This is a genomic window from Burkholderia sp. (genome assembly GCF_018375725.1).
In the GTDB taxonomy this organism is placed as follows: Bacteria; Pseudomonadota; Gammaproteobacteria; order Burkholderiales; family Burkholderiaceae; genus Burkholderia.
Genome location: NZ_JAHACR010000001.1, coordinates 15,397 through 35,960, shown reverse-complemented (window position 1 = coordinate 35,960; position 20,564 = coordinate 15,397). Strand labels below are relative to the sequence as shown.

General features: G+C 59.8%; 26 protein-coding genes. 4 read left to right on the top strand and 22 right to left on the bottom strand.

Translation table 11 applies throughout. From position 1 onward, the window contains the following. Positions 1-136 precede the first annotated feature (136 nt). The 7 genes from KH616_RS00240 to KH616_RS00210 form a co-directional block, all read right to left on the bottom strand. The gene (locus KH616_RS00240; RefSeq protein WP_292232642.1) at positions 137-919 is read right to left on the bottom strand and encodes a hypothetical protein; all 783 of its coding nucleotides are present in this window, start codon (positions 917-919) and stop codon (positions 137-139) included. A 148-nt stretch (positions 920-1,067) separates the two neighbouring features. Next, a complete protein-coding gene (locus KH616_RS00235) occupies positions 1,068-1,724 on the bottom strand; it encodes a hypothetical protein (RefSeq protein WP_292232640.1) in 657 nt (218 codons plus the stop codon). Positions 1,725-1,926: 202 nt separating this feature from the next. Further along, entirely contained in the window at positions 1,927-2,697 is a 771-nt protein-coding gene (locus tag KH616_RS00230) for a hypothetical protein (protein WP_292232638.1), read from the bottom strand. Positions 2,698-2,928: 231 nt separating this feature from the next. Continuing rightward, entirely contained in the window at positions 2,929-3,219 is a 291-nt protein-coding gene (locus tag KH616_RS00225) for a hypothetical protein (RefSeq protein WP_292232636.1), read from the bottom strand. Then, complete coding sequence (locus tag KH616_RS00220; RefSeq protein ID WP_021158819.1) at positions 3,216-3,668, bottom strand: hypothetical protein; 453 nt, start codon at positions 3,666-3,668, stop codon at positions 3,216-3,218. Before KH616_RS00220 ends, KH616_RS00225 begins: the two co-directional genes overlap by 4 nt. Next, the gene (locus KH616_RS00215; protein ID WP_042974625.1) at positions 3,659-3,931 is read right to left on the bottom strand and encodes a hypothetical protein; all 273 of its coding nucleotides are present in this window, start codon (positions 3,929-3,931) and stop codon (positions 3,659-3,661) included. The genes KH616_RS00220 and KH616_RS00215 overlap by 10 nt, the downstream gene beginning before the upstream one ends. Positions 3,932-4,182: 251 nt before the next feature. Next, positions 4,183-4,767, bottom strand: a complete 585-nt coding sequence (locus KH616_RS00210) for a hypothetical protein (protein ID WP_292232633.1) — start codon at positions 4,765-4,767, stop codon at positions 4,183-4,185. 775 nt (positions 4,768-5,542) lie between these two features. Between KH616_RS00210 and KH616_RS00205 the strand changes: the two genes are divergently transcribed. From KH616_RS00205 to KH616_RS00195, 3 genes are all read left to right on the top strand, one after another. Beyond that, complete coding sequence (locus KH616_RS00205) at positions 5,543-6,430, top strand: hypothetical protein (RefSeq protein WP_292232631.1); 888 nt, start codon at positions 5,543-5,545, stop codon at positions 6,428-6,430. A gap of 79 nt (positions 6,431-6,509) precedes the next feature. Continuing rightward, on the top strand, positions 6,510-6,704 hold the full coding sequence (locus KH616_RS00200) for a hypothetical protein (protein WP_021158822.1): 195 nt from the start codon (positions 6,510-6,512) through the stop codon (positions 6,702-6,704). A gap of 88 nt (positions 6,705-6,792) precedes the next feature. Next, on the top strand, positions 6,793-8,112 hold the full coding sequence (locus KH616_RS00195) for a DUF1173 family protein (protein ID WP_292232627.1): 1,320 nt from the start codon (positions 6,793-6,795) through the stop codon (positions 8,110-8,112). Between the two features lie 6 nt (positions 8,113-8,118). Here KH616_RS00195 and KH616_RS00190 read toward each other — a convergent pair whose 3' ends face one another. After that, the gene (locus tag KH616_RS00190; protein WP_292232625.1) at positions 8,119-8,556 is read right to left on the bottom strand and encodes an SET domain-containing protein-lysine N-methyltransferase; all 438 of its coding nucleotides are present in this window, start codon (positions 8,554-8,556) and stop codon (positions 8,119-8,121) included. Positions 8,557-8,803: 247 nt separating this feature from the next. Between KH616_RS00190 and KH616_RS00185 the strand changes: the two genes are divergently transcribed. Continuing rightward, positions 8,804-9,157: a hypothetical protein gene (locus tag KH616_RS00185; protein ID WP_042974353.1), complete on the top strand. Its 354-nt coding sequence runs from the start codon at positions 8,804-8,806 to the stop codon at positions 9,155-9,157. Here the strand turns inward: KH616_RS00185 and KH616_RS00180 are convergent. From KH616_RS00180 to KH616_RS00115, 14 genes are all read right to left on the bottom strand, one after another. Next, complete coding sequence (locus tag KH616_RS00180; protein ID WP_292232621.1) at positions 9,154-10,185, bottom strand: hypothetical protein; 1,032 nt, start codon at positions 10,183-10,185, stop codon at positions 9,154-9,156. The genes KH616_RS00185 and KH616_RS00180 overlap by 4 nt on opposite strands. Positions 10,186-10,465: 280 nt before the next feature. Beyond that, on the bottom strand, positions 10,466-11,221 hold the full coding sequence (locus KH616_RS00175) for a PRTRC system ThiF family protein (protein WP_292232619.1): 756 nt from the start codon (positions 11,219-11,221) through the stop codon (positions 10,466-10,468). Further along, the gene (locus tag KH616_RS00170; protein ID WP_292232617.1) at positions 11,211-11,834 is read right to left on the bottom strand and encodes a PRTRC system protein A; all 624 of its coding nucleotides are present in this window, start codon (positions 11,832-11,834) and stop codon (positions 11,211-11,213) included. Before KH616_RS00170 ends, KH616_RS00175 begins: the two co-directional genes overlap by 11 nt. Positions 11,835-11,848: 14 nt before the next feature. Then, positions 11,849-12,589: a PRTRC system protein B gene (locus KH616_RS00165; RefSeq protein WP_292232615.1), complete on the bottom strand. Its 741-nt coding sequence runs from the start codon at positions 12,587-12,589 to the stop codon at positions 11,849-11,851. Between the two features lies 1 nt (position 12,590). Then, positions 12,591-13,637: a hypothetical protein gene (locus tag KH616_RS00160; RefSeq protein ID WP_292232847.1), complete on the bottom strand. Its 1,047-nt coding sequence runs from the start codon at positions 13,635-13,637 to the stop codon at positions 12,591-12,593. Further along, the gene (locus KH616_RS00155) at positions 13,634-13,861 is read right to left on the bottom strand and encodes a hypothetical protein (RefSeq protein WP_174924614.1); all 228 of its coding nucleotides are present in this window, start codon (positions 13,859-13,861) and stop codon (positions 13,634-13,636) included. Before KH616_RS00155 ends, KH616_RS00160 begins: the two co-directional genes overlap by 4 nt. Positions 13,862-13,863: 2 nt before the next feature. Next, on the bottom strand, positions 13,864-14,076 hold the full coding sequence (locus tag KH616_RS00150; RefSeq protein WP_021158830.1) for a PRTRC system protein C: 213 nt from the start codon (positions 14,074-14,076) through the stop codon (positions 13,864-13,866). Positions 14,077-14,088: 12 nt separating this feature from the next. Next, positions 14,089-14,571, bottom strand: a complete 483-nt coding sequence (locus KH616_RS00145) for a PRTRC system protein E (protein ID WP_021158831.1) — start codon at positions 14,569-14,571, stop codon at positions 14,089-14,091. Between the two features lie 112 nt (positions 14,572-14,683). Beyond that, positions 14,684-16,471 carry a PRTRC system ParB family protein gene (locus KH616_RS00140; RefSeq protein WP_292232612.1) on the bottom strand — a complete coding sequence of 596 codons (1,788 nt, stop codon included), beginning with the start codon at positions 16,469-16,471 and terminating at the stop codon, positions 14,684-14,686. Between the two features lie 177 nt (positions 16,472-16,648). Beyond that, positions 16,649-17,386: an A24 family peptidase gene (locus KH616_RS00135; RefSeq protein ID WP_292232610.1), complete on the bottom strand. Its 738-nt coding sequence runs from the start codon at positions 17,384-17,386 to the stop codon at positions 16,649-16,651. 45 nt (positions 17,387-17,431) lie between these two features. Then, entirely contained in the window at positions 17,432-18,805 is a 1,374-nt protein-coding gene (locus KH616_RS00130) for a PfkB family carbohydrate kinase (RefSeq protein ID WP_292232608.1), read from the bottom strand. Further along, positions 18,802-19,476: a bifunctional 2-polyprenyl-6-hydroxyphenol methylase/3-demethylubiquinol 3-O-methyltransferase UbiG gene (locus KH616_RS00125; protein ID WP_292232606.1), complete on the bottom strand. Its 675-nt coding sequence runs from the start codon at positions 19,474-19,476 to the stop codon at positions 18,802-18,804. The genes KH616_RS00130 and KH616_RS00125 overlap by 4 nt, the downstream gene beginning before the upstream one ends. Positions 19,477-19,498: 22 nt before the next feature. Beyond that, a complete protein-coding gene (locus tag KH616_RS00120) occupies positions 19,499-20,356 on the bottom strand; it encodes a hypothetical protein (protein ID WP_292232604.1) in 858 nt (285 codons plus the stop codon). A gap of 1 nt (position 20,357) precedes the next feature. Beyond that, complete coding sequence (locus KH616_RS00115) at positions 20,358-20,558, bottom strand: hypothetical protein (protein WP_292232602.1); 201 nt, start codon at positions 20,556-20,558, stop codon at positions 20,358-20,360. Positions 20,559-20,564 lie beyond the last annotated feature (6 nt).

The following is a 20,564-nucleotide window of genomic DNA, read 5'->3' as shown; positions in this document are numbered from 1 at the left end:
GCCCTCCTCGGCCCTCTTCTTGCAGACGGGGTTTGGCGAATCGCAGATTCGCATTCTCGTGGATTTTAATCGCCTATGCGTATATAACCCACTCAAATTTCGTAACAAAAATCCCCGCCTCCTGCCGGTTAGCCGGTTACAGGTTCAAGACGGTTTGGTCCTTTGCCTTCTGCTGAATGTTGCGGACGGTTTGCGGATCAAGCGTTCTCTCCAGCACAACCCTTGCGGCTTCGGGCGTCAGTCCGGCTTGGCAGGCGTCCGTACAGCGAAGGCTCCAGAGGTACGCGTTCACGCTGTCCCTGCCCTGCACGTACGCATTCGCGAGCATCGCTGCGGCCGAGGTCTCGCCGGCCGACCACGCTGCGTCGTAGAGTTGCACGCCGCGCACGCGATCCGCCGGCACGCCCTGGCCCGCGACCAGCACGGCCGCCGCAAGCATCTCATACGTCCTCGCTTGGTCCGTCACTTGCCCGTCTAGCGAGCCGGCCGTCGAGACGATGCTTGTAGCCACCTCCGGCCGCGCGATGATGTTCCGGATATCCTCGCTGAGATCATCGGTTGCATTGGCTGACAGCGCCACGAAGGCGATTCGGCCGGCGCCGACGTTCCCGGCAAGGAGTGCGTCCTGGAGCGGGCCAATTGCGGCAGCTTTCATCAACTCCAGCTCTTCCGAGCACGCCTTCTGCATCGAGAAGTGATAGATCCCGTTGTAGTCGTCGCACTGCTCCGCAACGGATTCACGCGCGATGCGAATGCCTGTGAAGCTCTTGACCGGGTCGACATCTTTGCCCATTTGACGCTTGACGGCGGCCTCGGCATTGGCGCGAAGCTGAATGGACGGATCCGGACCGCATGCCGTAAGCAACGACATCATCGCGATAGCGGTCGCCACCCAGACGACCTTCACTTTCCCGCGCATACCTTGGTTCCTTCACAATGTGAATTAATCCTTGCGTGCCTGGGCGTGACACGCCGTCAACGAATGATGCTGAACGACCAATGAAAAACAAGCGCCCGTAATCACTGGTGCCGTACTGGGATTCTCGCTATGAATCCGCCTTGCCGGCTTACGCCACCCACCCGTGAGCAACGTAGCGCCGCGCAGATGCCTCGTTCCCGTGCACAACAACGGACTCGTCGGCCAGCATGCCGACCATGTCGTAATGCTCGACGAAGTCGGCGATGCTTTCGCTCAGCACCTTGAAATTCGCCCGAGACGCGTCCAGAACCTCGAACTTGAGAATTTCACCTGCCACGTAGCTGTCGGTTAGTTCGGCTCCTGCACGCTCGATATCGGCGAACTTCGTTTCGAGAACCTTCCCGATCGCGAACTGGATCGCTTCGATATCACACTCGCTTCCAAGGCCGGGGCGTTGACGGTTGGGAAAGCCGTCGGGCGAATTGAAAGCAAACACCAGAGAGAACGAGAGGGGGGAATCCGAATCGTCGTAACGCGCGATGATTCTTCCCCAGGACAGTTCGATTGTCGGAAGGGGCTGACTCAACTCTTCAAGCATGCTCTTTCGTCTCTGCTGGTACACCCGATGCCCTCGCTTGATTCCCAGGAGGTCCAGTTCCTGGTCTGCCATGTCCTCGAGCATGAATTGAGGCAAGGATTTCTGCGGCCAGCGCGCCAGATCCTCCTCGCTGAAGCCCTTCCGAATGAGCGTTGCTGCATCCACCTGGGAACGTAGAGCCGTCGTCATATATTTGGCGTGATCCATGGCCGTACATTGAATTTGTCCTGCTCGTTGGCAGGATCCTGCCAGGATATTCGCACCGGGAACGCTTCTCAGCTATCTCGAAACATGTTCAATGTGCGGCCTGTTTCCGTTTCTGTTGCGGAAAATAAAAAAGCCACCCCGGTTCGAGGGTGGCTTTTGAACTGCCGGAAACATCCTTCCTGACCAAGGGTCGACGAACAGCTTACGCCGCCATGATCAATGCGGTCTGATGCCCCCGCTTTTCCATGCCGAGAATCTCCCGCACTTCCGCACACGCGCCGCCCAGCAGCTCGCGCACGTAGCTTCGGAAGTCTCGTTGACTGGGCAGCGCATGCCAGTCGCCCGTGAAGGAAAATCCACCCAGTTGCGGCGAACCGACCTCTTCCCCGTCGTGTTTGATCTGAACGGAGACCATCACTGCGCCTTGCCGGCCTTTGGCGACCTCGATCATGTCGAGGAGGTCGTAAAGCCGGTCGCCGCTGTCGGCAAGATACTGCGCCTCTTCCTGTTGGACGCTGACTCTCAATCCGAAGTCACCGAACGTGCGATCGACAACAACGCTGACGTCGCTCGGTGCAGCTTCGATGCACGAATAGCCGTCATCCCTGAGTCGTTGCGAAATGCTGACGATGTCCTCCTCGACGAGCGACAGCAGCAGCGACATCGCCTTGTCTTCTGCCAGCGTCAAGTCGGTGTCGTAGCTACGATCGGCCGTCATCGTGTGCTCGTGAACATAGCGATGTTCGCTCGCGGTGATGTTGATCCGCTCGCCCTTTCCCACCGCGCTGAACACCAGACCCATGAAGACCGGCTTGTCGGCCAGCAGGCGACGCGCCACAACCTTCGCATCGACGCATCCGGTGAAACGCATGCCGTCACCCTGGCAGTAGCCGAGACTCCAGCGAATATCGTCGACCGGATAGCCGAGGCTGGCCAGGATGAACGCAAAGTACGTTTGAAAAATGTCGGACATCTCCGAATCTCCAAAAAATAAGGGCTGACAACGTCGGCCCCAGACAGAACATGTGAGTGTTTTACAGCTTGGGTTTCATCATGCCCTCGCATACCGATGCGATCGCGAGAACGATGGGGAAACCGAACGCCGTCAGCCAACCCCAAACCAGATTCAGATCCATACACACCTCCAGGGAGTGCGAAGACCTGCCCCTTTGCGAGGAGCAGGTCCCCGCAAGGGTTAAAGCTATCAATGCAGCCAGTTCATGGCACCTTGAATACAGATGCCGGTGTAGAAAACCTGCATCGCCAACAGGCCGAAGGCCCGCCGCTTGATCGCGAACGTGATCCAGAGAACATTGGACAGAATCCAGATCAACCAGCCGTACGGCGAGTAATCCGTCTTCTGTGCCAACACTTCCGATCCCACTACACCGGAGATCGCCGCGCCCCACTCAACGAGCAGGAGAGGTCGAGCCTTTAGTGTCGCGATACCTTGCTTGATGCGGCCGCCCCAATGAGACATCGGAGCGGCGCTCATCGTGCAGCGAAACGACGAGCTTCTTCTTCCGAGAGGGGTGGAACGTCCTCCCACGGAGCGGCAAAGGCGCATTCCTCCGGCGCGATGAATGCATGGATTTCAGCGGTCTGACGCTCCGGAGCAGGTTCTTGCGAGCGAACCTCCGGCATCGCTTGGCCGTTGGCTTTCGCTTGCGCCTTCGCCAGTTCCAGCGCCTTCACCGCAGCCTTCTCAGCGCGGGCTGCGGCACGAGCTTCCCGTTCGATCTTGCGATGCACCTTCTCGTACTGCTTGCCGAAGTCCTTGCTGATCGTCGCGTAGTACGGATCGGGGTCGTAGTTCGGCACGCTCATCGCCACGGTCGTCGCCGGAAAGAAGTCTCTCCGTACCGCGGGATCACGACGTTGCAGTTCGGCTTTGTAGCCGGACAGCTTCGTCCTGGGTTTAACAACTGCTTGAGCTACAGGCATTGAGCCTCCTTGAAGTAGCCAGCAAACGGAGACGTCGGGACCATTTTCGCGAAACCGCCGCTCGTGAACTTGCCCTCATCGAGCAAGATCGAGCTTTGGAGGCTTGCCTCCAGGTCTTCCACATAGTGGAATCGCAGGAAGTCGCCTTCCGGCTTAACGATGCCCTGATCTCCGATCACCTTACCGAACTTGAAGCCCATAACGAGGGTCTCCCCTTCGTCATCCGCACGCTTAGCCGCGCTATGGACGTCTTGAAACAGCATGAAATTGATCCTCCTGTGATGACTCCACAGGCAGACCCACTCCCCGCACGGGAAATGGATCTCCCGTGGGGATTTTCTGAAAGCGTCAGCTCGCATTTCGGACAGAGCGTCCAAAAATGAGGCCCCAGATACCGGCTTAGGCCAGTAGATCCGGTTCGCCAATGGTCCTTGAGGAAAGATCATTGGCGAACCCGATCGGGTTCGCATCACAAAAACTCAGTTTCTGAGCAACAGGTGACTACAACAGGGCATCAAGCCGCTTCGAGCAGTTCGACCGCCGGCATCGCTTCGACGTATCGCTTAACGGTGCCGTCGTGATCCAGTGTCCACATGAACGCTTTCGGCGGGCCGTAGCACGACTTCAGATACTCGAGTTCCGCAACGAAACTCGAATGGGTCGCGCACGTGACCGTGATGCAGTCGCCCTCAGCGAACGTGAAAACCTTGCGGTCCGAGAGGTTGATCCAGACGCCAAACCACGCGGCGTCCTGATCCGTCGGGTATTGCTGAAACCCCAGTGCGGAAAGCGCGCTCGCCAGCTCGTAGCTACCGGTTTGGCGGAACGCACGGTCCACGCGATTGCCACGTTGATTGATTTCGAACGGGGCGGTCTTAAACGCACGCTTGAGATGACGCAAGCGTCGCTTGGCTCGCGCCAGACTTTTCCGGGTCTGAGGGACGCCAGGATGCCACACGTAGTCGGCACGCTTCGGATAAAGCGCCAACCAACCGGACAGCTCGTCGATCATCGACTGGATATCGGTACGATTGACGCGCCCGGTACGGGGGCACAGCGGCTTGAACTTGGTGAGCGAAGGACGCTGGGAGGATGACATGGTTTCTCCAGATAGACGCGAAGAAACCAGTCCCTGCGCGGGGAATGACTTCCCCGCTTGGGTGAGTAGAACGCAGAGCCGTTGAGGTTACAACCACATACGACACGCGCCCCGGCAAGATATTCAGGTCAACCGCAGAACTACCACGGTTTCGGCTAGCAACCCTAGCTAGTATCAAAGTGGAAATACCACTTGAGATGGCAGAAGGATACCGCACGGTGCCAACTATCGTCAACGAATCGGATTGGAGGTTCTCTCCGCCTCCGCAGCCGCCGAACCACTCTAAAGATCGCCCTCCATACACCCTTGATGGCCTTGTTCGCAAAGGTGGGCGATTCGTAGGTTGGGCCGGAGTAAAAGCGTCATCAACCGGTCCATCCCTCGCGCCATCTGTGCCTTCAACAGCGCGAAGGGCGTCATCATCGCCAACCTCGTGAACCACTGGGAAGCGCTTGGCAGGTGCAACAGGAAACAGTTACCTGAAACCCACTCTTTCAATTTCCTAACGAGAACTTTATTCATCGAAGAGCACGGGAAACACGAGCAAATCCCTCGTTTTTCCTCGATTGTTGGGTATGCAACCGCATCCGGAGATTCAATTCCTGGCAGGAACCTGCTTCGCACAGCGCTACCCTCAAAGAATCGTTGCGACTGATTGTTTTTTTCATCAAGAAATTGAAGAGCCTGCCGTTAACTCCCTGTAGGGCATAGGCATCATTCAGATGAACCGCCGACTCAAAGGGTCGAGGGTAAGGTCGCGGGAATACCCCCCCACATGGCCATCATTTCGACGTTTCTCCGAAGTCCGGTGCCTGACACAATCGACTCCATGATTACGTCAGAGCTTTTCTTCATGGGCTTGCTCGATACCACCTCTAACTGTCGCGAGGGGTATCGCTCGATCTTTCACTATTGGGAGAGCGAGAAGTGGCGGGGCGTCGACGAACAAGTTCGACAGGAAATTCTGGCGGTGCCCACCATCCGCGAGCTGCGGAAGATGCTCAAGCGCTTGCCCGATACATGGCGCAGCGACTGGAAGCAGGTGCGTGGCCGGGTCTTTCGCAGTGCATTGCTTTACGCTCTCGATGGACATCCAGATCTTCTGCGCGAACTGGTCGAGCCGTTTGGCTTGACGAACGCATGCCGGAATTGGGGAATTCCTGACGCGTTCGTCAAAAATGAGTTGGTAGCTGTACGACGCGAAATTGACGAACCATTCAGATTGCTAGCACTTGGTTCTGAGGCGGCGCCGTCTGCACACGTTCAAGCTACGCTTGAGCGCTTGATCGGCAACCGCCAGGATTGTCAGTACGTTGCGTTTGCGGGTCGAAAGATGGACTCGGGGGTCCATCGTTGGGCAGCTGAAAAGCTGTTCCCAGTGCATTACGTAGGAACGAACTCGAATAAAGGACTGGACCAAGATGCTGTACTGCAACTCATCAAGAAAAGCACTCACGTCGTCATCTTCACTCGCGAAGGCACAGCTCCCGACGAAGAAACCGTCGAACTTGCCCGCTCTCAAGGCTGCACGATCCGAGTCTCTCAATACTCTGCGCAACGGTCAGGCGTCAATTCGACCGCAACCGGTGCCGGCTCTGGGGGCACTGCCGGGTCAGCACCTGGCTCAGCCACAGCGCGACGTCGATCACTGCGCGCCGTTTAAGGCACGGGGCTTCAGCGTTCTGCGCGAAAACTCGACCGCCATCGGCCTCATCAAGCACGTCCGCTCGCAGGGTCGCATTGTGTATGCGATCGACCTGACGTTCAGCCTGAACGAAAACTCGACCACCATTTTGGCCGAAGGCGCGTATTGCCTCGCCTTCGAAGATGACATGCGCTTCATCACCCGGACGTTCCCGTACGGCACGCCGGTTCAGGATATCGAGAACTATTTCGCTCGCGAATACGATCCCAACGCACACGTGCCTCTGGCTTGACCGATTGGGCGCTTCGCGCGTCCTCTCTGCCTGCCAGTGCACGTCCGGTATGACTGGCTAACAGCCTTCTAGGCTGGCAGGAGGAGGTATGTCCTTAGATCCCGATGTTCGCATTGCCTCGCGGCGCGTCCGACTTTCGGCTGTGCGCGAGGCACCCGCGTCCTATTCCCGCGATTTTGAGCAGGCGCGGGTCGAACCCGGCCACGCCTGGTGTCTCTGCAATTCCTCCACTCCCCAGCGACTTGTCATCCGCCGGAAGTCCCACGCCGGCACCGCGGCTGCATTCTTCCTCGCCGGCTGGCCAGAAGGCGGAGAGGCGCACGATATTGACTGTCCGTTCTTCAAGGAGCCGGAGGACGAGTCCGGTAAATCATCCGAGAGCAAGTCGTGCTTCGAGGAAGGCGCTGACGGGACATTCCGGATCACGCCGCAGTTTTCCGTGTCCCTGAAGGTCGACACCGTTGTCCGAAAGAAGGACGCGATCGAAGCATCGCCCCGTCCATCTGAATCGACGCGCGGCGCTACGCTGCTCGCCATGCTGCAGTATCTCTGGAACGAGACCGGGCTGCACCGCTGGAGAGCGGGATGGAACCGCGATTGGGGCCGTGTCCGGTACGAGCTCATGGTCAAGGTTGAGGACGGCCAGATCGGAAAGCGACCTCTCGCCGACGTGCTCTACATCCCGCCTCGTTACACGCCGGCAGCCGCCGACAGGAACAAGGCCGAGTTCACCGCGCGTCAGGAGCCACTCTTCACGAGCGCGCGTCAGTTTATCGACGCTCAGAACCGGATTGCCGCGGGAAAAGCTGCGTCAGCAGTGCGCGAGACGCTGTTCATCATCGCCCCACTACGCGGCGTGAAAGAGTCACAGTTCGACAGTTACCAGATTCAGCTTGGCCACATCGCCCAACCCGTCTACTGCAAGGCGTCCCTCATGCAGCGTCTGCAGCGCAGGTTCGGCCGGGTGCTCAACACACTGAACGCGGAGCACGGCCATGTGATCGGCATATTCCACGTCGAGGGCACGCCACGCGGTCATCTCCAGCTACTCGATGCTGGATTGATGCGCGTGTCGAGCCGCTTCATTCCGGTCGACTCGTCCTATGAGGAAGTCGTTGCCGATGCGCTCGTGATGGCGAACCGCGATTTCTCCAAGCCGGTCAAGATCGAGACCGGCACCGACTCGCTGGACGGGAAGGTTTTGGCCGACTTCATCCTTTACGACACGGCATCGCGTCGCTGCTACATGGAAGTGTACGGCGTGGAGGGTCGCGAGGAATACGACGTCCGCAAGCGTGAAAAGCAGCACATCTACCGGCAGAATGGCGTCGAAATTTGGGAATGGGATCTGACCAGGACACGCGAGATGCCGGCACTTCCTCCCCGCATCGAGCGGACGGCGGCCTGAGCGGCTCTATCGCGCCAGCATGGTCCCGCGGCATTGCAGGGACTGGCAGCGGCAGGCATAGGTGGCCCGTACCGCGGCTGTATGCCGGCCGTCGACGCTCAACTGATAGTCGATCGATATCTCGTCGCCAGCTCGGATCGCATGGCTCGCGAAGATGAACACGCGGCCCTCATCTTCCTCGGCGATGCAATTCGGCGTGCAGGCATGATTGATCCATCGGGCGCTGTTGCCGCCCGCGCCGCCATCGATGACCCGGCCATCGGTCAGCCCGAAAAAGAACGTGTGACCATCCTCGCACGCCAGCTTCTGGTGTCCCGCGATCGCGGACCGCCACGACATGACCCGCCCCTTGTATTCGATGATCCGTTCGCCTGACGGGATATCACGCAGGGCGAATACCCCGCGTCCATGAACGCTCGACTGACATACTGCAATGCGCCGCATATTTGACCTCTTCCTCCCAAGCTCGCGAGTATACGTTCGACGAAACAACCTCGCTACCACTTCGGAGATCGAGTGCACGCGGCAGGAGCCCATGCGCGAAACGCGCTCGGCGCCTCATTGGTGAGGCAGCAAGTTGCCCGACGCAGCAGCCAAAAAGTCATTCTGCTAGCAAACCGATCGCAATTTGGGCCCGGGGTCGACATTATCTCTTCCGTGTTCAACCCTCAACCCAACACGGGAGCCAGTCATGTTTGACCGCCCTACCATTCGAGACGTCATTGACGCCCTCGCCCCGCTCGCCCATATCCCGCGCCCCTACACCGACAATGAGGGCGACCCGATCAACGGCGACAGCGTCTTGCCGTATCTGTCCGCGGAGCACGCGCAGCTGGTTCGCCACGCCGCGGCCGTCGTTTACGAGTACGCTCGCACGGCGGACGGCGAACCCGATCGCCGCGCCCTCAACACGATGACGCGCCACGGCTTCCATGCCACCTTGAACCCGGCGCAGTACGAGCCGGACAGGCAGGTCGGCGGCGTCACCGTGGGCAACTGGTACCTCGATATCTCGGACGTGCCTTGCGGTGGCGAGAGCGACTAATCGCTCACCACTTTGCCCTCCGTACCGTCCGGCAACCGCTCTACTACTTCGACCCGGATATGAAACACCCCACCGTTCTTGTCACGTTTGTGCAGCTTCTGGCACAGCGACAGGACGGTGCGGTCACTGATGTCCGGGGCTCGCCCGCCATCGGCGTAGGCCTCTTTTTCAAGCGCGCCCCATACCGCGTGGGCCGCGTCATTCGCCTTCTTCCAGCGTTGAGGCTTGCCGTCTGCGCTGGTCGGGCGAAGCTCATTGAACAGTTCGCACACGCGGAGCTTGGCCTTCTTGACTTGTTCCCGACTTTTCTCGGAATTGAGCTGCGCCCGACGTTTTTTCGCTACTTCCGGCGAGAACTTCATTACATACCGCGCGCTCTCATGCATGCCAATCATGTGACTGGCATCAAGGAGGAATGAGTAAGCGCGGTCCATGGCGCCTTGCTGTTTGGCGCGCGTGGCCTCGATGAGAAGCCCGAACATCCCGAAAAATGCTTCGATTCGTTCAGGGGGCGTCAATCCCGCACCGGCGATATCGTCAATCGTGGTCTTCTCGTCGGTAGCGACCATCCGCGTATAGGTATAAAGGAGAAAGTCGTCGCCGGGTGTCTCGAAGTCCTCCAGCAGCGGAACTGTGAAGGTCTCGATTTGCGCTCGCAAGTCGTTCTGCAATTCCTTCAAGATGCTCGCATGTGCCGGATCTGAGAGATACGTTTCGACGTCAGGCCCGGAAAGTCTCCCGGCGCTTCTCAAATAAAGGGTGATCGCCTTTTCCCATAGGCGCGTCCACTCGAAATCGAAGCTGCGAACCGCCCGTCCCTCGTCGTACAACAGCAGTTTTTTCCCGCTATACGTTGGCAGGATCTTCTCGCGCACGAATTCGATCGTCTGTTCGACGTGGGCGGCGAGCCTCTCCCGCGCGGATCCAGCATCAAGCATGGAGGCGGCATCCTCGTACGCCATAGCGACGTGGAGGAGTATCTCTCTCAGCCTTTCGCCGGCGGCTTTTGCGTCTTCTGGTGTTTCCATTCGAGTGGGTCGTCGGTGTGTTTCTCACTTGGCGACGGTACCACGCCGACACGCCGGCCGCATCGCGATCGGCGTGGCCGACCGACTCGGGCTGCCGTTAGTCAGTCGCCCCGAAAGGGCGCCGCTCATCCTCACCTGTTCATCGACGGCTATTCGGCTGCACCGAACTACAGCCTGTCCACATGCAGCCTCCCCGGAAATCCCCGAAGAACCAAAAAAAAGCCCCGGCTCTTCCGTAATGGAAGGGCCGGGGCTTCGGAACTGCGTGATGCTTCTCTCGTCAGGCTTTGTATCCCATCCTCGACCACACCTCTTCGTCGACCGGGATCGGCGCAACACGCCCCGAGACCAGATTGACGAAATTGCCGTGGAAGTTCAACTTGCCGTTACGAAACATCTGCCATAGCAACTCGGCCGCCCAACCCGCGATCATCCGGTTGATGAACAGGTTTTGCCGCTCGAGCGCTTCAGCCATCGAACACGATGGCTGATCGTCCTCTGGAAGCGAGGTATCGGCAATCTCAGGAAAGAGATCGACGGCATGGGGCAGACGAAAGTCGTTCCCACGACGCGCTCCGAACTCCCCGATGACCACCTGCCCAGTCGCCGCGTTGTTGCCCAGATCCACGTAGTACCCTTGCTGAAAGGACTTGGCGATAACACTTCTTGCGCGGCGCGAATCCACACAGGAAATCACCATGTCAGCGTCCAGCTCCCCGGAATCATTCCCGGTGAACATGGTTGGCATGGAAGACCATCGCGTGCCAAACCCCATGTTGATCCGCTGGATCAGAACATCGGTTTTGAACTGGCCCACATCACACGGATAGAACCCCTGCCGCCCAACGTTGGAAGGGGATACAGTGTCGCCGTCGACGGCCGTCACGCGCAAACCCGGGTGACCGAGTTCCTGCATCGCATGATTGAGCGTCGCAAGCGAAGCCAGCATCGCACTGCCATTACCGCCGGCACCAATCACCACGATATGGGGCTCGCTCTTCAGAAGCGAAGAATGGACCATGTGCTCACGCTGCATGCTGCACCTCCTTCAAGGAGAACGCCTCATTCGCAGGGACTATCAATCCCAGCGCACAAAGCCGCGCGACGACGTCAAACGCCTCCGGCCGATCACGGTGACAAGAGCCGACAACCACGGAGAATTTGACCTCCCCCTGATCGTCTTCGTTGTCCGTTGGACTGAAAAACGCGTCCGCGTGACCGTGGCTATGGAGGTCCACAACCAGGTGCTCGTCCGCGTCCAGTTCCGGCCGGTCCACAACTACGGAGTGCGCGGACGCAGTCCGCTCACTGAGTCGTCGAAAGACGAAGGAACGGGTGCTCTCACGCCACGTGATCCACGCGGCCGTTTCGATCTCACCCCCTGCCTTCGCCTGGCTGGCAAACTCCAAGAGCAACTCTCGTGGAATCGGGCCACAGCGGAGTTCGAACACCTCCGACATACGGCCATACGGGAGCGCAAGACCGCTTTCGTTCTTCATCGCGATCTGCCGCATGTACAGCCATGGCCGGCGGACTTCCAGCGCCACGCCGTTGCTTCCGACAAGGAACCGGTGTCCGTTCGACGCCAGCTCCTCGAGCGGGCCAAACCGCGGCACCGGGATCGTCGGGAATGTGGTTTGGAGAAACATGTCACGGTGATCCATCAGACACCCCCTCCAACCAGCTTCCCGAACGCGTCCTCGAGTCGCATGCCCGTCCGTGCCAGAAACCCCGACGGAAACGTCTCATGCTTTCCCGCAAGGAGTGCCTTCCACAGCTTCCCGCAGTTCTCCCCCTTGCGCAGGAGCTGCGCCTCCGGAATGTTCGGGTGTGTGAACCACGTTCCGAAAAACGCGTCCTCCCATTGCTCCAGCGGCGCCGATGTCCCCTGCTTCGGGAGATCGATGTTACCGACGCAGATCCGCCCCTCCTGCCACACGTTGTAAAACGGCGTGCGGTAGAGCGGCGTCCGCGCGGACGGACGTCGCTTTCCCCGGTATGCGAACACGTACCAATCGTCGCGTACGAGGAAGAACACCAGGCCCGGTAACGCGCACGTCCCAGCCTTCTTTCCCCCCACGGAGGGGTGATTGAAGGCAAGGTGGCGCTTTCCGGGCGGGACGTACCAGACTGCATAGTCCGCCCCACGGCCAAGCAGGCGCGGGTGAAACAGCGCTCGTGTCTGCTCCCGTTCTGCAAGCCGATCAAGTGCGTCGACCAGTGCCGCCCGGCTTGCCGGCTGCCCGGGACCGATCACTGCGTTTCCCTTCTCAATCCGGACAGGATTGATCGTGACAAAGCCATTCCCCGAAGCACTTCCCGGATGCCCGGAACGTGAGTAAAGGAGGATGGCGTGTTCCAGCTTCAACGACGACCCGGAACCAACAACTTGCGTATTGATCATGTCACCCACCGTAGATAACGGGATCCGTCATCGAATGCAGCAGGCGATCAGTCGCCCTCAGCAGTCGAAGACGACTATCCCAACGTTTCAAAGTCCCCCGTAGAAGCTCCGGGGTTCGACAGGCCAACACTTCCGAGCCGAGGCCGTACGCCCACCCTTCACCCCCGTTGCGGAGCATGTTGGCGTAGTCGTCCCAGACACGGTAAATGTTGTCCTCTTTCCCATCTTTTGCCTCGCCCGGTGCATCCCAGGCGAGCGAAAACGCCGGAATCATGGAGTTGTAGTCAGTCCCGCTCAGCGTGGGCCACATCGCATCGCGATGCCGCCTCGCCTTCACGAGTCGAACCACGTCCTCCAGTACTGGCGCCATCTCCGCGTTGTGCTTCGCGACGGCAAGAATGAACTTCTCCATGTCGCGAATCGGTGGGTGCCGAAGCAGTTCCCGTCGCGGGCAGTCCCGGTCGAATGCCGGCCTTGTATAGGCGAAGTACTCGCTGGAACCATCCTCGTTTTCCGGTCCGAACTCGGACGGATCGTAGGTGCCATCCGGCCAGCAATCTTCCCAGCCGTAGATGTGCAACCCTGCAGAATGGGTCACGTAATCATGATCGAAGGTAAAGCCGATCATGTGCCCAGCCAGCGAAAGAATCGTGGTCGCGGCAATACCGAGGCCTTCCGCGATCCCCTCCAACTCCAGAAATCCGCGTCGCAGACTCCGGAAATTCGGCTGGTCACGAGACACTTCGACCCATACGCCAAGATCGTTGAGCTCGTCCTCTTCAGGCTCTTCCATCGAGCCCTCATCGACCATGTTGGTGGCCGAAGCAAAGCAGATATCGAGCTCAAGCGCCGCTACCCCGTCCGTCCGTTTCGCAAACCATCGGGACAGCGCCGATTCGACTACCTTGCCCGGCGAGTTCCAACCTTCGATGTCCGATGGGACGACCAGTCCGCACGCATGCAGGGATTTGGCGGCCTCCAGCCAGCAAAGACTTCGCTGGCTGTTTTGCTCGACCGGGATATCCCGATCGAGCACCGGCAACCTCATCCAAGAATGGGCAGATCCAACGGCATCAGACTTAATCGGCCGGCCGGCTGATCCTGCTGCGATCGATCGATCATGGATTTCAGAATGCATGCGCATCCGTAGACCTCCTCAAGTGGGATAGGCGTAGGGGCACCGGGATCTTCCGAACCCGATGCCCCCTTGACCACTTCCACCGATGAGCCGTTTGCCCTGGCAAGCCAGGCGTCAAACATCACCGGTTTCATGGTCAGCCCTTTTGACCCACCTTGCGGCGGACGTTGTAGACGACGGTGCCATCCTGACGGACCTCGCTCTGCTCGAACTCAGCCGTTGCAATGTCCGGGTGTGCCATGGAAAGCACATCCTGAACCTGCTGGATCGACAACGACGGACCAGGATCTGCGAACTGCGTGCCGTGGTACATGAAGACACGCTTGATCAGAGAGACTTCCAATGCCATGTCCGTCTCCCCTTAGCCCACGAGCGCCGCGTTACCGAACAGACTGCCGGTCGAACCCGATTGAGCTGCCTCGGTGGCAGCATTACCCGGTTCATCCGACTCCTCGTCCGCGTCGATCAGATCGGACGCAGACGTGACACCAGCTTGCGCTGTCGGCGCCGGCAGCGCCGCCGGTTTGCCAGCAGGCTTACCCTTGGCCACTGCCTTGCCCTTCGCTGCCTCCAGCGCCGCGGTGGTCGCCGCGAGCTGATCGACGAGCGACTGACGCTGGCCAGTGAACTCGCCCAGACAGCGAACGAACTCCGCATCAAGCTCTTCCGGCGTGCCGGTCAGCGCAAGCGGCGTCAGAAGCCCACTTTCACTCGCTTCCTTCTGGTTCGACTTCGGCATGACTGCTACCGTCATCTTCCCAGCCTTGCCTGCAACGATCGACATCATGAGACCGCCGTCCGATTGACAGACGAGAGCGTGCAACTGCTTGAACAGCGTGGACATAAGAACTCCTGGAATGAAAATGCGAATGCCTGCCCCGCAAGGGACAGCACCCGCGAACGGAAAGATGGATACTGGCCACCAGAACGACGGCCAGCGAACAGACGACGGCTGCTTACTTCAGCAGCATGACGGCAGGAATCCTGCCGCGGAACTCGAATCCTTCAGCCTTGAGCAGCCCCTTGATCATCTCGTCGCGCTTGCCCGACATGATCTTGGCGAACTGTTTGCCGAGGAATTCCTTCAGACCGATTTCCTGACACAGGGCCTCGATTTCGGCTTTGGTCATGACATCCAGCAGACCCGAGCAGACTTGCCAATGAGCGGCAAGATCGACATCGAGGAACGTCGCGAGATCCTTGACATCCCGCATCTGGATATCGCCCACGACCGACGATGCGACGAGATCGAGGATACGGCCTCGCGGCGTTTCCTCGAGGCCGGCCACGACTGTCAAACTGTCAAACAGACCGATACCGGCGCCAACCGGCTTCCCGCCAGCCTTCTCGATCTGCTCGGCCAGCGCCGTGGTGTCGATGTGGCGCAACAGCCCCATCGACGCCAACGTGATGATCAGCAGTTCGGTCTTGGCCGGACTACGAACCATCACCGTGCGAACCACTTCACGCCACGTCTTCTCGCGATACTCCTTCACGCGATTGGACTCGGCGGAAACGGCAGGCTTGGCGCTCGACGCCGACTTGCCGGCAGACGAACCCTTGCTGGCTGGCTGACCCGCCGCCTTCTTACCCGACCCACCGGTCGAACCCGCCTTTGCTGCCGGCGGATTGATCGTGGCCAGATAGGCAGCGTTCTTCTCCTTGTTGCACGCGACATCCATGCAGTAGTTCGGATAGGAAAGGCCGACCTTGCCCGGCGTGGCCGATATGAGCACGCCGAAGTTCGCGCAGCCCTTGCAGGCCTCTGCTTGTTCGGCGCCAACGCCCGTATCGCCATCCGGCTTCAGAGCAATAACCGTGAGGTTGTCCCCCGGGCGCACCACCTGGATGCGCTGGTATTGCCCCTCGAGGCTCTTCTTCACCGACTCGATCAGCGCGTCGTTCTTCGCGTCGAAGCACGATTTCTGCGTGCATCGCGCGTCGTCGATCGCTTCAGCGAACAGCGTTCGCTGATTGGACGAGTTGTGATGACAGGTGAGGCACTCGGTCTTGTCGAAGCGGGCGGTGTCGAGACGCAAGGCTTGCGCCGCGATTTCTGCCTTCAGATCAGCCACCGAGATGTTGCGCTCGATGATCATCGGCAGGATCTCCGCCTGAACCTTCTTCACCACGGCCGCCAGGAGCTCCGCGTGCCCGAGCATGATCTTTCGCTCGTTCAACGCAGTCTGGACCGCAGGAATGCAGTTCTGGAGAGCCAGGCGGCTATCCAGCTTCGAACGCGACCAGCCGATGCGTCGCGCGACCTCGTCGCGATCGCCCCCGTAGAGGGCCATCGCCTGCAGCGCGCCTGCCGATTCTTCAGTGGGGGACATGTCCTCCCGCTGGATGTTCTCGGTGACGGCCGCTAGAGCCGCTTGCTCATCGGTCATGTACCGGGAGAGGACAGGAATGACGCCGTCCGGCCCGTACACCTCGTGCGCCGCGCGCAAACGTCTTTCGCCGGCGATGAGCTCGTAGTGATCGTCCATCTTGCGAACCAGGAGTGGTTGCAAGAGGCCCTGAGCCCGCATCGAGGCGGCCAGCTCAGCCATTGCCTTCGGCTCGAAGTACGTCCGCGGGTTGTAGACCACACGTACGTCTCCAATACGAACCACCAGATTCTCATACTCGGGCGCACATACATCCCGTTCCACGACCTCCACGATACTCGACGACGACTGAACGTCGCCAGCGATCACCGGCGGAAGGGATTGAGACTGCGAAATTTCGGTACTGACTTGCATGGATTCTCCTGATGAAACGATGGCAGAATCCATGCCCCGCTGCGGGATCAAGGATCCCACCCGGGTTGGAAAATGACGGATGACCGTCGTGGCTAGTTACGCCCAGCTGCGATTTTCGACGTGGAAAGTACTGCTTCCAGTCGAGAAACTGGTGTCATTCTAGAAGAGGTAAGAGTGCTACCGCAACAGGTGAATGAAGAATCTCGTACTTTCTCCGAGGCCCAGCGAAACCGCGCCGCCAATTGCGAGATATGGTCCGAAGGGCGTTTCCCTGTTTGTGCTTTTCGTCATCACTCGCACGCCGGCCGTGAGCGCAAAAACAACGAGGGCAATGATCAACGTCGGCACCAGCGCACTAAGTCCTGCCCACGCGCCGATTGCCGCGAACATCTTGAAGTCCCCGCCGTACATGCCGGATTGCCCAGCGACGATCTGGAAGAGGAAGTTCAGCAACCACATTGAGCAATAGCCCGCCGCCGCGCCGAACACGGCCGACGACAATGGCGCGAACATCCCCGACGCGTTGAAGATCAGGCCGGCCCAGAGCAACGGGATGATGAGAATGTCGGGAATAATCTCGTGCTCGAGGTCGATAAGCGCAGCCGAAGCCAGCGCACCGGCGAAGAGGATGAACGCGCCAGCCTGGCTCGTCGTGCCCCACTCCAACTCAGCATAGAAGCCGGCCGCACCCAAGAGCAAGCACACCACGCTGCCCGTGATCCACGCGACCTCATTGCTGGCCGGCTTCATGCCGGCGAGCGCGCTCATGAACTCGCCCAAGCCTGCGCCGATCCGGTCCTCGTCGAGGCTGTAGTGTGCTTCGAGAAAGCGCGGCAACCAACCCGCAAGCATCACGCTGCATCCGCCTGTCAGCAGTCCAAGTAGTGTTGCTTCCATGATGGACGACACATCCATTTCAATGCCCTGATTCCGGTACCGAACTCGCCGGGGAAATTTGAATCACGACTCGTTGCTCAACGCCTCGGCCTCGAACACGACCGCATCCCGGCCCTTGCGTTTGGCGCGGTACATCGCTGCATCGGCTCGCTTCAAGACGGATTCGAGTTTCTCGCCGGGTTCCGCGAACGCAACTCCCACCGATAGCGTTACGCCATACAGCCGCGCTTCTGCGACGGAGATCCGGATCCGCTCTGCCACGACTTGTGCATCCGAGCCAGGCGGCAGCACGAGAGCGAACTCGTCACCGCCCCATCGGCACGGTATATCCCCCTTGCGGATGCTCCCGGCGATGATGCCGGCCACGCCCCTAAGGACGCTGTCGCCCACATCGTGACCATGCTTGTCATTGACCTGCTTGAAGTGGTCGCAATCGATCAGGAGCAGCGCGTGCTCACCTGCTTCTTCCAGTCGCTTGTACTCCCGCTCGAATGCGGCTCGCTGCATTAGACCGGTAAGTGCGTCGTATCGCGCCGTGCCGTCAAGCGCGTCGACCATGTCGCTCAGCGTGTGCAGGGAGAGCGCATTGCACGTATCTCGGCAGGCGATTTCCTTGACCAGTTCGTGGGCGTGCTCTGCGGCCTCCGCATACGACTTCCCGTGCCTGACAACCCCGTCGATTATTCCGACCGAAAATGCGTCGCCGACGCCGAGCAGCGTCTTCATATCCTGCAGGATCGGCGGCTGAATCTTCATACGCGAGCCATCTGGCCCGTACACCACAGCACCCCGCTCGCCGCGTGTCACGATCAGCCGCACGCCACTCGACTCGGCGATATCCGACGGATCCGCGGCACCCATCTTTTCCATCAGGGCTTCGCACTCCACGCCGTTGGCGAACAGGGCAGTCAGCAGCGGGAGCGCCGGAATCAGGCGCTCGACCTTGTCCTCCGACACGGCCATCGCAAAGACCGGGCAACCCGCCTCGCGCCCCGCCTTTGCGATCGCGCACATCGTCTCGGAATTCAGGTTCGCTTCCACGATGATGAGGTCGGTGCCGGCCACTGCCTGTGCGATGCGCAGCGGCGAAAACGTGTGCTTGTCCACCCACATCGCGGACACGGCCGATTCCAGATCCCCCTCCGGGGTCAGTTGGGCGGCAAACGCTGCCACACCCATCCCAGCGCATTCGTCCACCATCAGATCGACGCCCATCGACTCGATGTGACTGGCCAACATGCGATCGATCGGCGAAGTACCCCATGCAGTCATCAGGCGGACTGGTCGACCCAGCTTGCGCAGGTTGAATGCGACGTTGCAGGCCGTGCCGCCCGCCGCCAGCTGCACCGACCCGATTCGATCCCGATAACCGGTATTCTGCAGCGGGCGGGCGAGGATATCGAGATGCGCCGATCCAGCGACGAGCGTGTGCTTCATCGCGCCACCGCCTTGACGTTTCCGAACGCCGACGTGAACGACTGCTCGACACGCATACCCGCCGTCTCGAGCAACGAGACCAGTTCATCCTGGCTGTAGAGGCAGACAAGCCCCATAATCGCGTGCTTCTCGACCATCGCGTCCGACAGCAGTTCGTACCGCTGGTCGATGGGCTGCTGCGCACCCGGGTAGTCGGTTCCGAGCTCGCTGTGCAGACCGGATGCGGAAAGATAGAGCCGGCCCCCGGGCTTCAGCGCCTCCTTGAAAGTCCGCACGATGTCGATCGCGACACCGTACGGGACGTAGTGGATCATCCGCTGACACACGATCACGTCGAAGCGCCCAAGCTTCTCAGCGACGTCATATTCCGTGATGTCCTGCTGCACGAACCCACATCGCCGTTCCACGCCGGCAGAACTCGCCGCGGTATGGAACGCCTCCGAGTAGTCGTCGATATCGAGGGCGAGCACGTCGGCACCTACCAGCGCCATACGAATGGCCTGCCCACCCGAGGCGCTCGCCACATCCAGTGCACGAGCCTGATCCTTGATCGACCGCAGGTGATCAAGCGCCATGCCGTCCAGATCGTCAGCACGTTGCGCGGCGATATCCACGCCGTGATTGCTGATCGTCGGATTTCGTTTATCGCCGTAGCCGTTCAGCACGGACATTTACTCCCCCCCGCAGCGTTGATTAGATATCCGGCGTTCCGATGTCGTCGATCGTCTTCCGGCTGAACCGATCGACCAGGCGATGCCAGAGACGTCCGATGCGCCTCGACATGTCCGAAACTGCGATCGTCGCAAGGACCGCCAGCAGAAGAAGCCCAAAGCCAACAGCCGTCCATGCGGTCGCGGCACTCGGGAGAAAGTGATATAGCGCACCGAACGTCAGCGCGGCCGCGCCGCTAGACCAGAGCGCGAGCGAAAAAAGCCCGTCGCGTTGCGTCCGAACCATGTCGCGCAACACATCCGGCTCGAACCGCCGGTCAAGCACCGACACCTGATCGGGGAACGATTTGCGGACTTCGTGCGTGAGCAGGTCGGCGCTCGGCCGGAATATCTCCCGCGCCTCAAGATCGGCCTTGATCGTATTGACGGCTTCCCATGCTGCGAAAATCGTCTTGCCCTTGTCCTCGCTGGAAACGTATCGAGGCCAATCCTCACGAACTGTTTCCACGATCACATCCGGAAGATCGCCCTCCCAGTGGAATTCGTAGAGCAGTTGGAGCAACACAAGAAACGGAGCGCCGTGGTATCCCCGGTAGCCAACATACTTCAGGCAAAGGGCATGGGCGAGCTCGTGCAGAAAGAAATGGTCGGTCGGGATGGTCTTGCGCGCCGCCGCGCGGATCGATTTCGACCGGCGCCAGTCTCCGATGACGATCTTGCTCAGAAGGGTCACCTTCTTTGCAAGCCGAAGCGTGGGTGCATTGCGGATACCCAGCTCCAGACAGATGTCCTCGTAGCGCTCACGCGCTTCGCCGTAGATCTCCGGCTCCATCACGCCGGAAGTCGTTGCACTCCAGTTCAGCAGCCGGCGGAGCAGCATGTCAGTTCTTGCTCCGGTGGTACGGACGATAGGCCCGCATGAACTCACTCATCACCGCGAAGCCGTCAGCATCACCGGTGTAATGGACCAAGCCGCTACCGACCTCGGTCACCTTAACGATGCCCACGAAGTCCTCTTCCATGCACTGATATTCGCGGCCGCAACGCACGTCCTCTTCCTTCATCGCTTCCATCACGGACATCTTGGC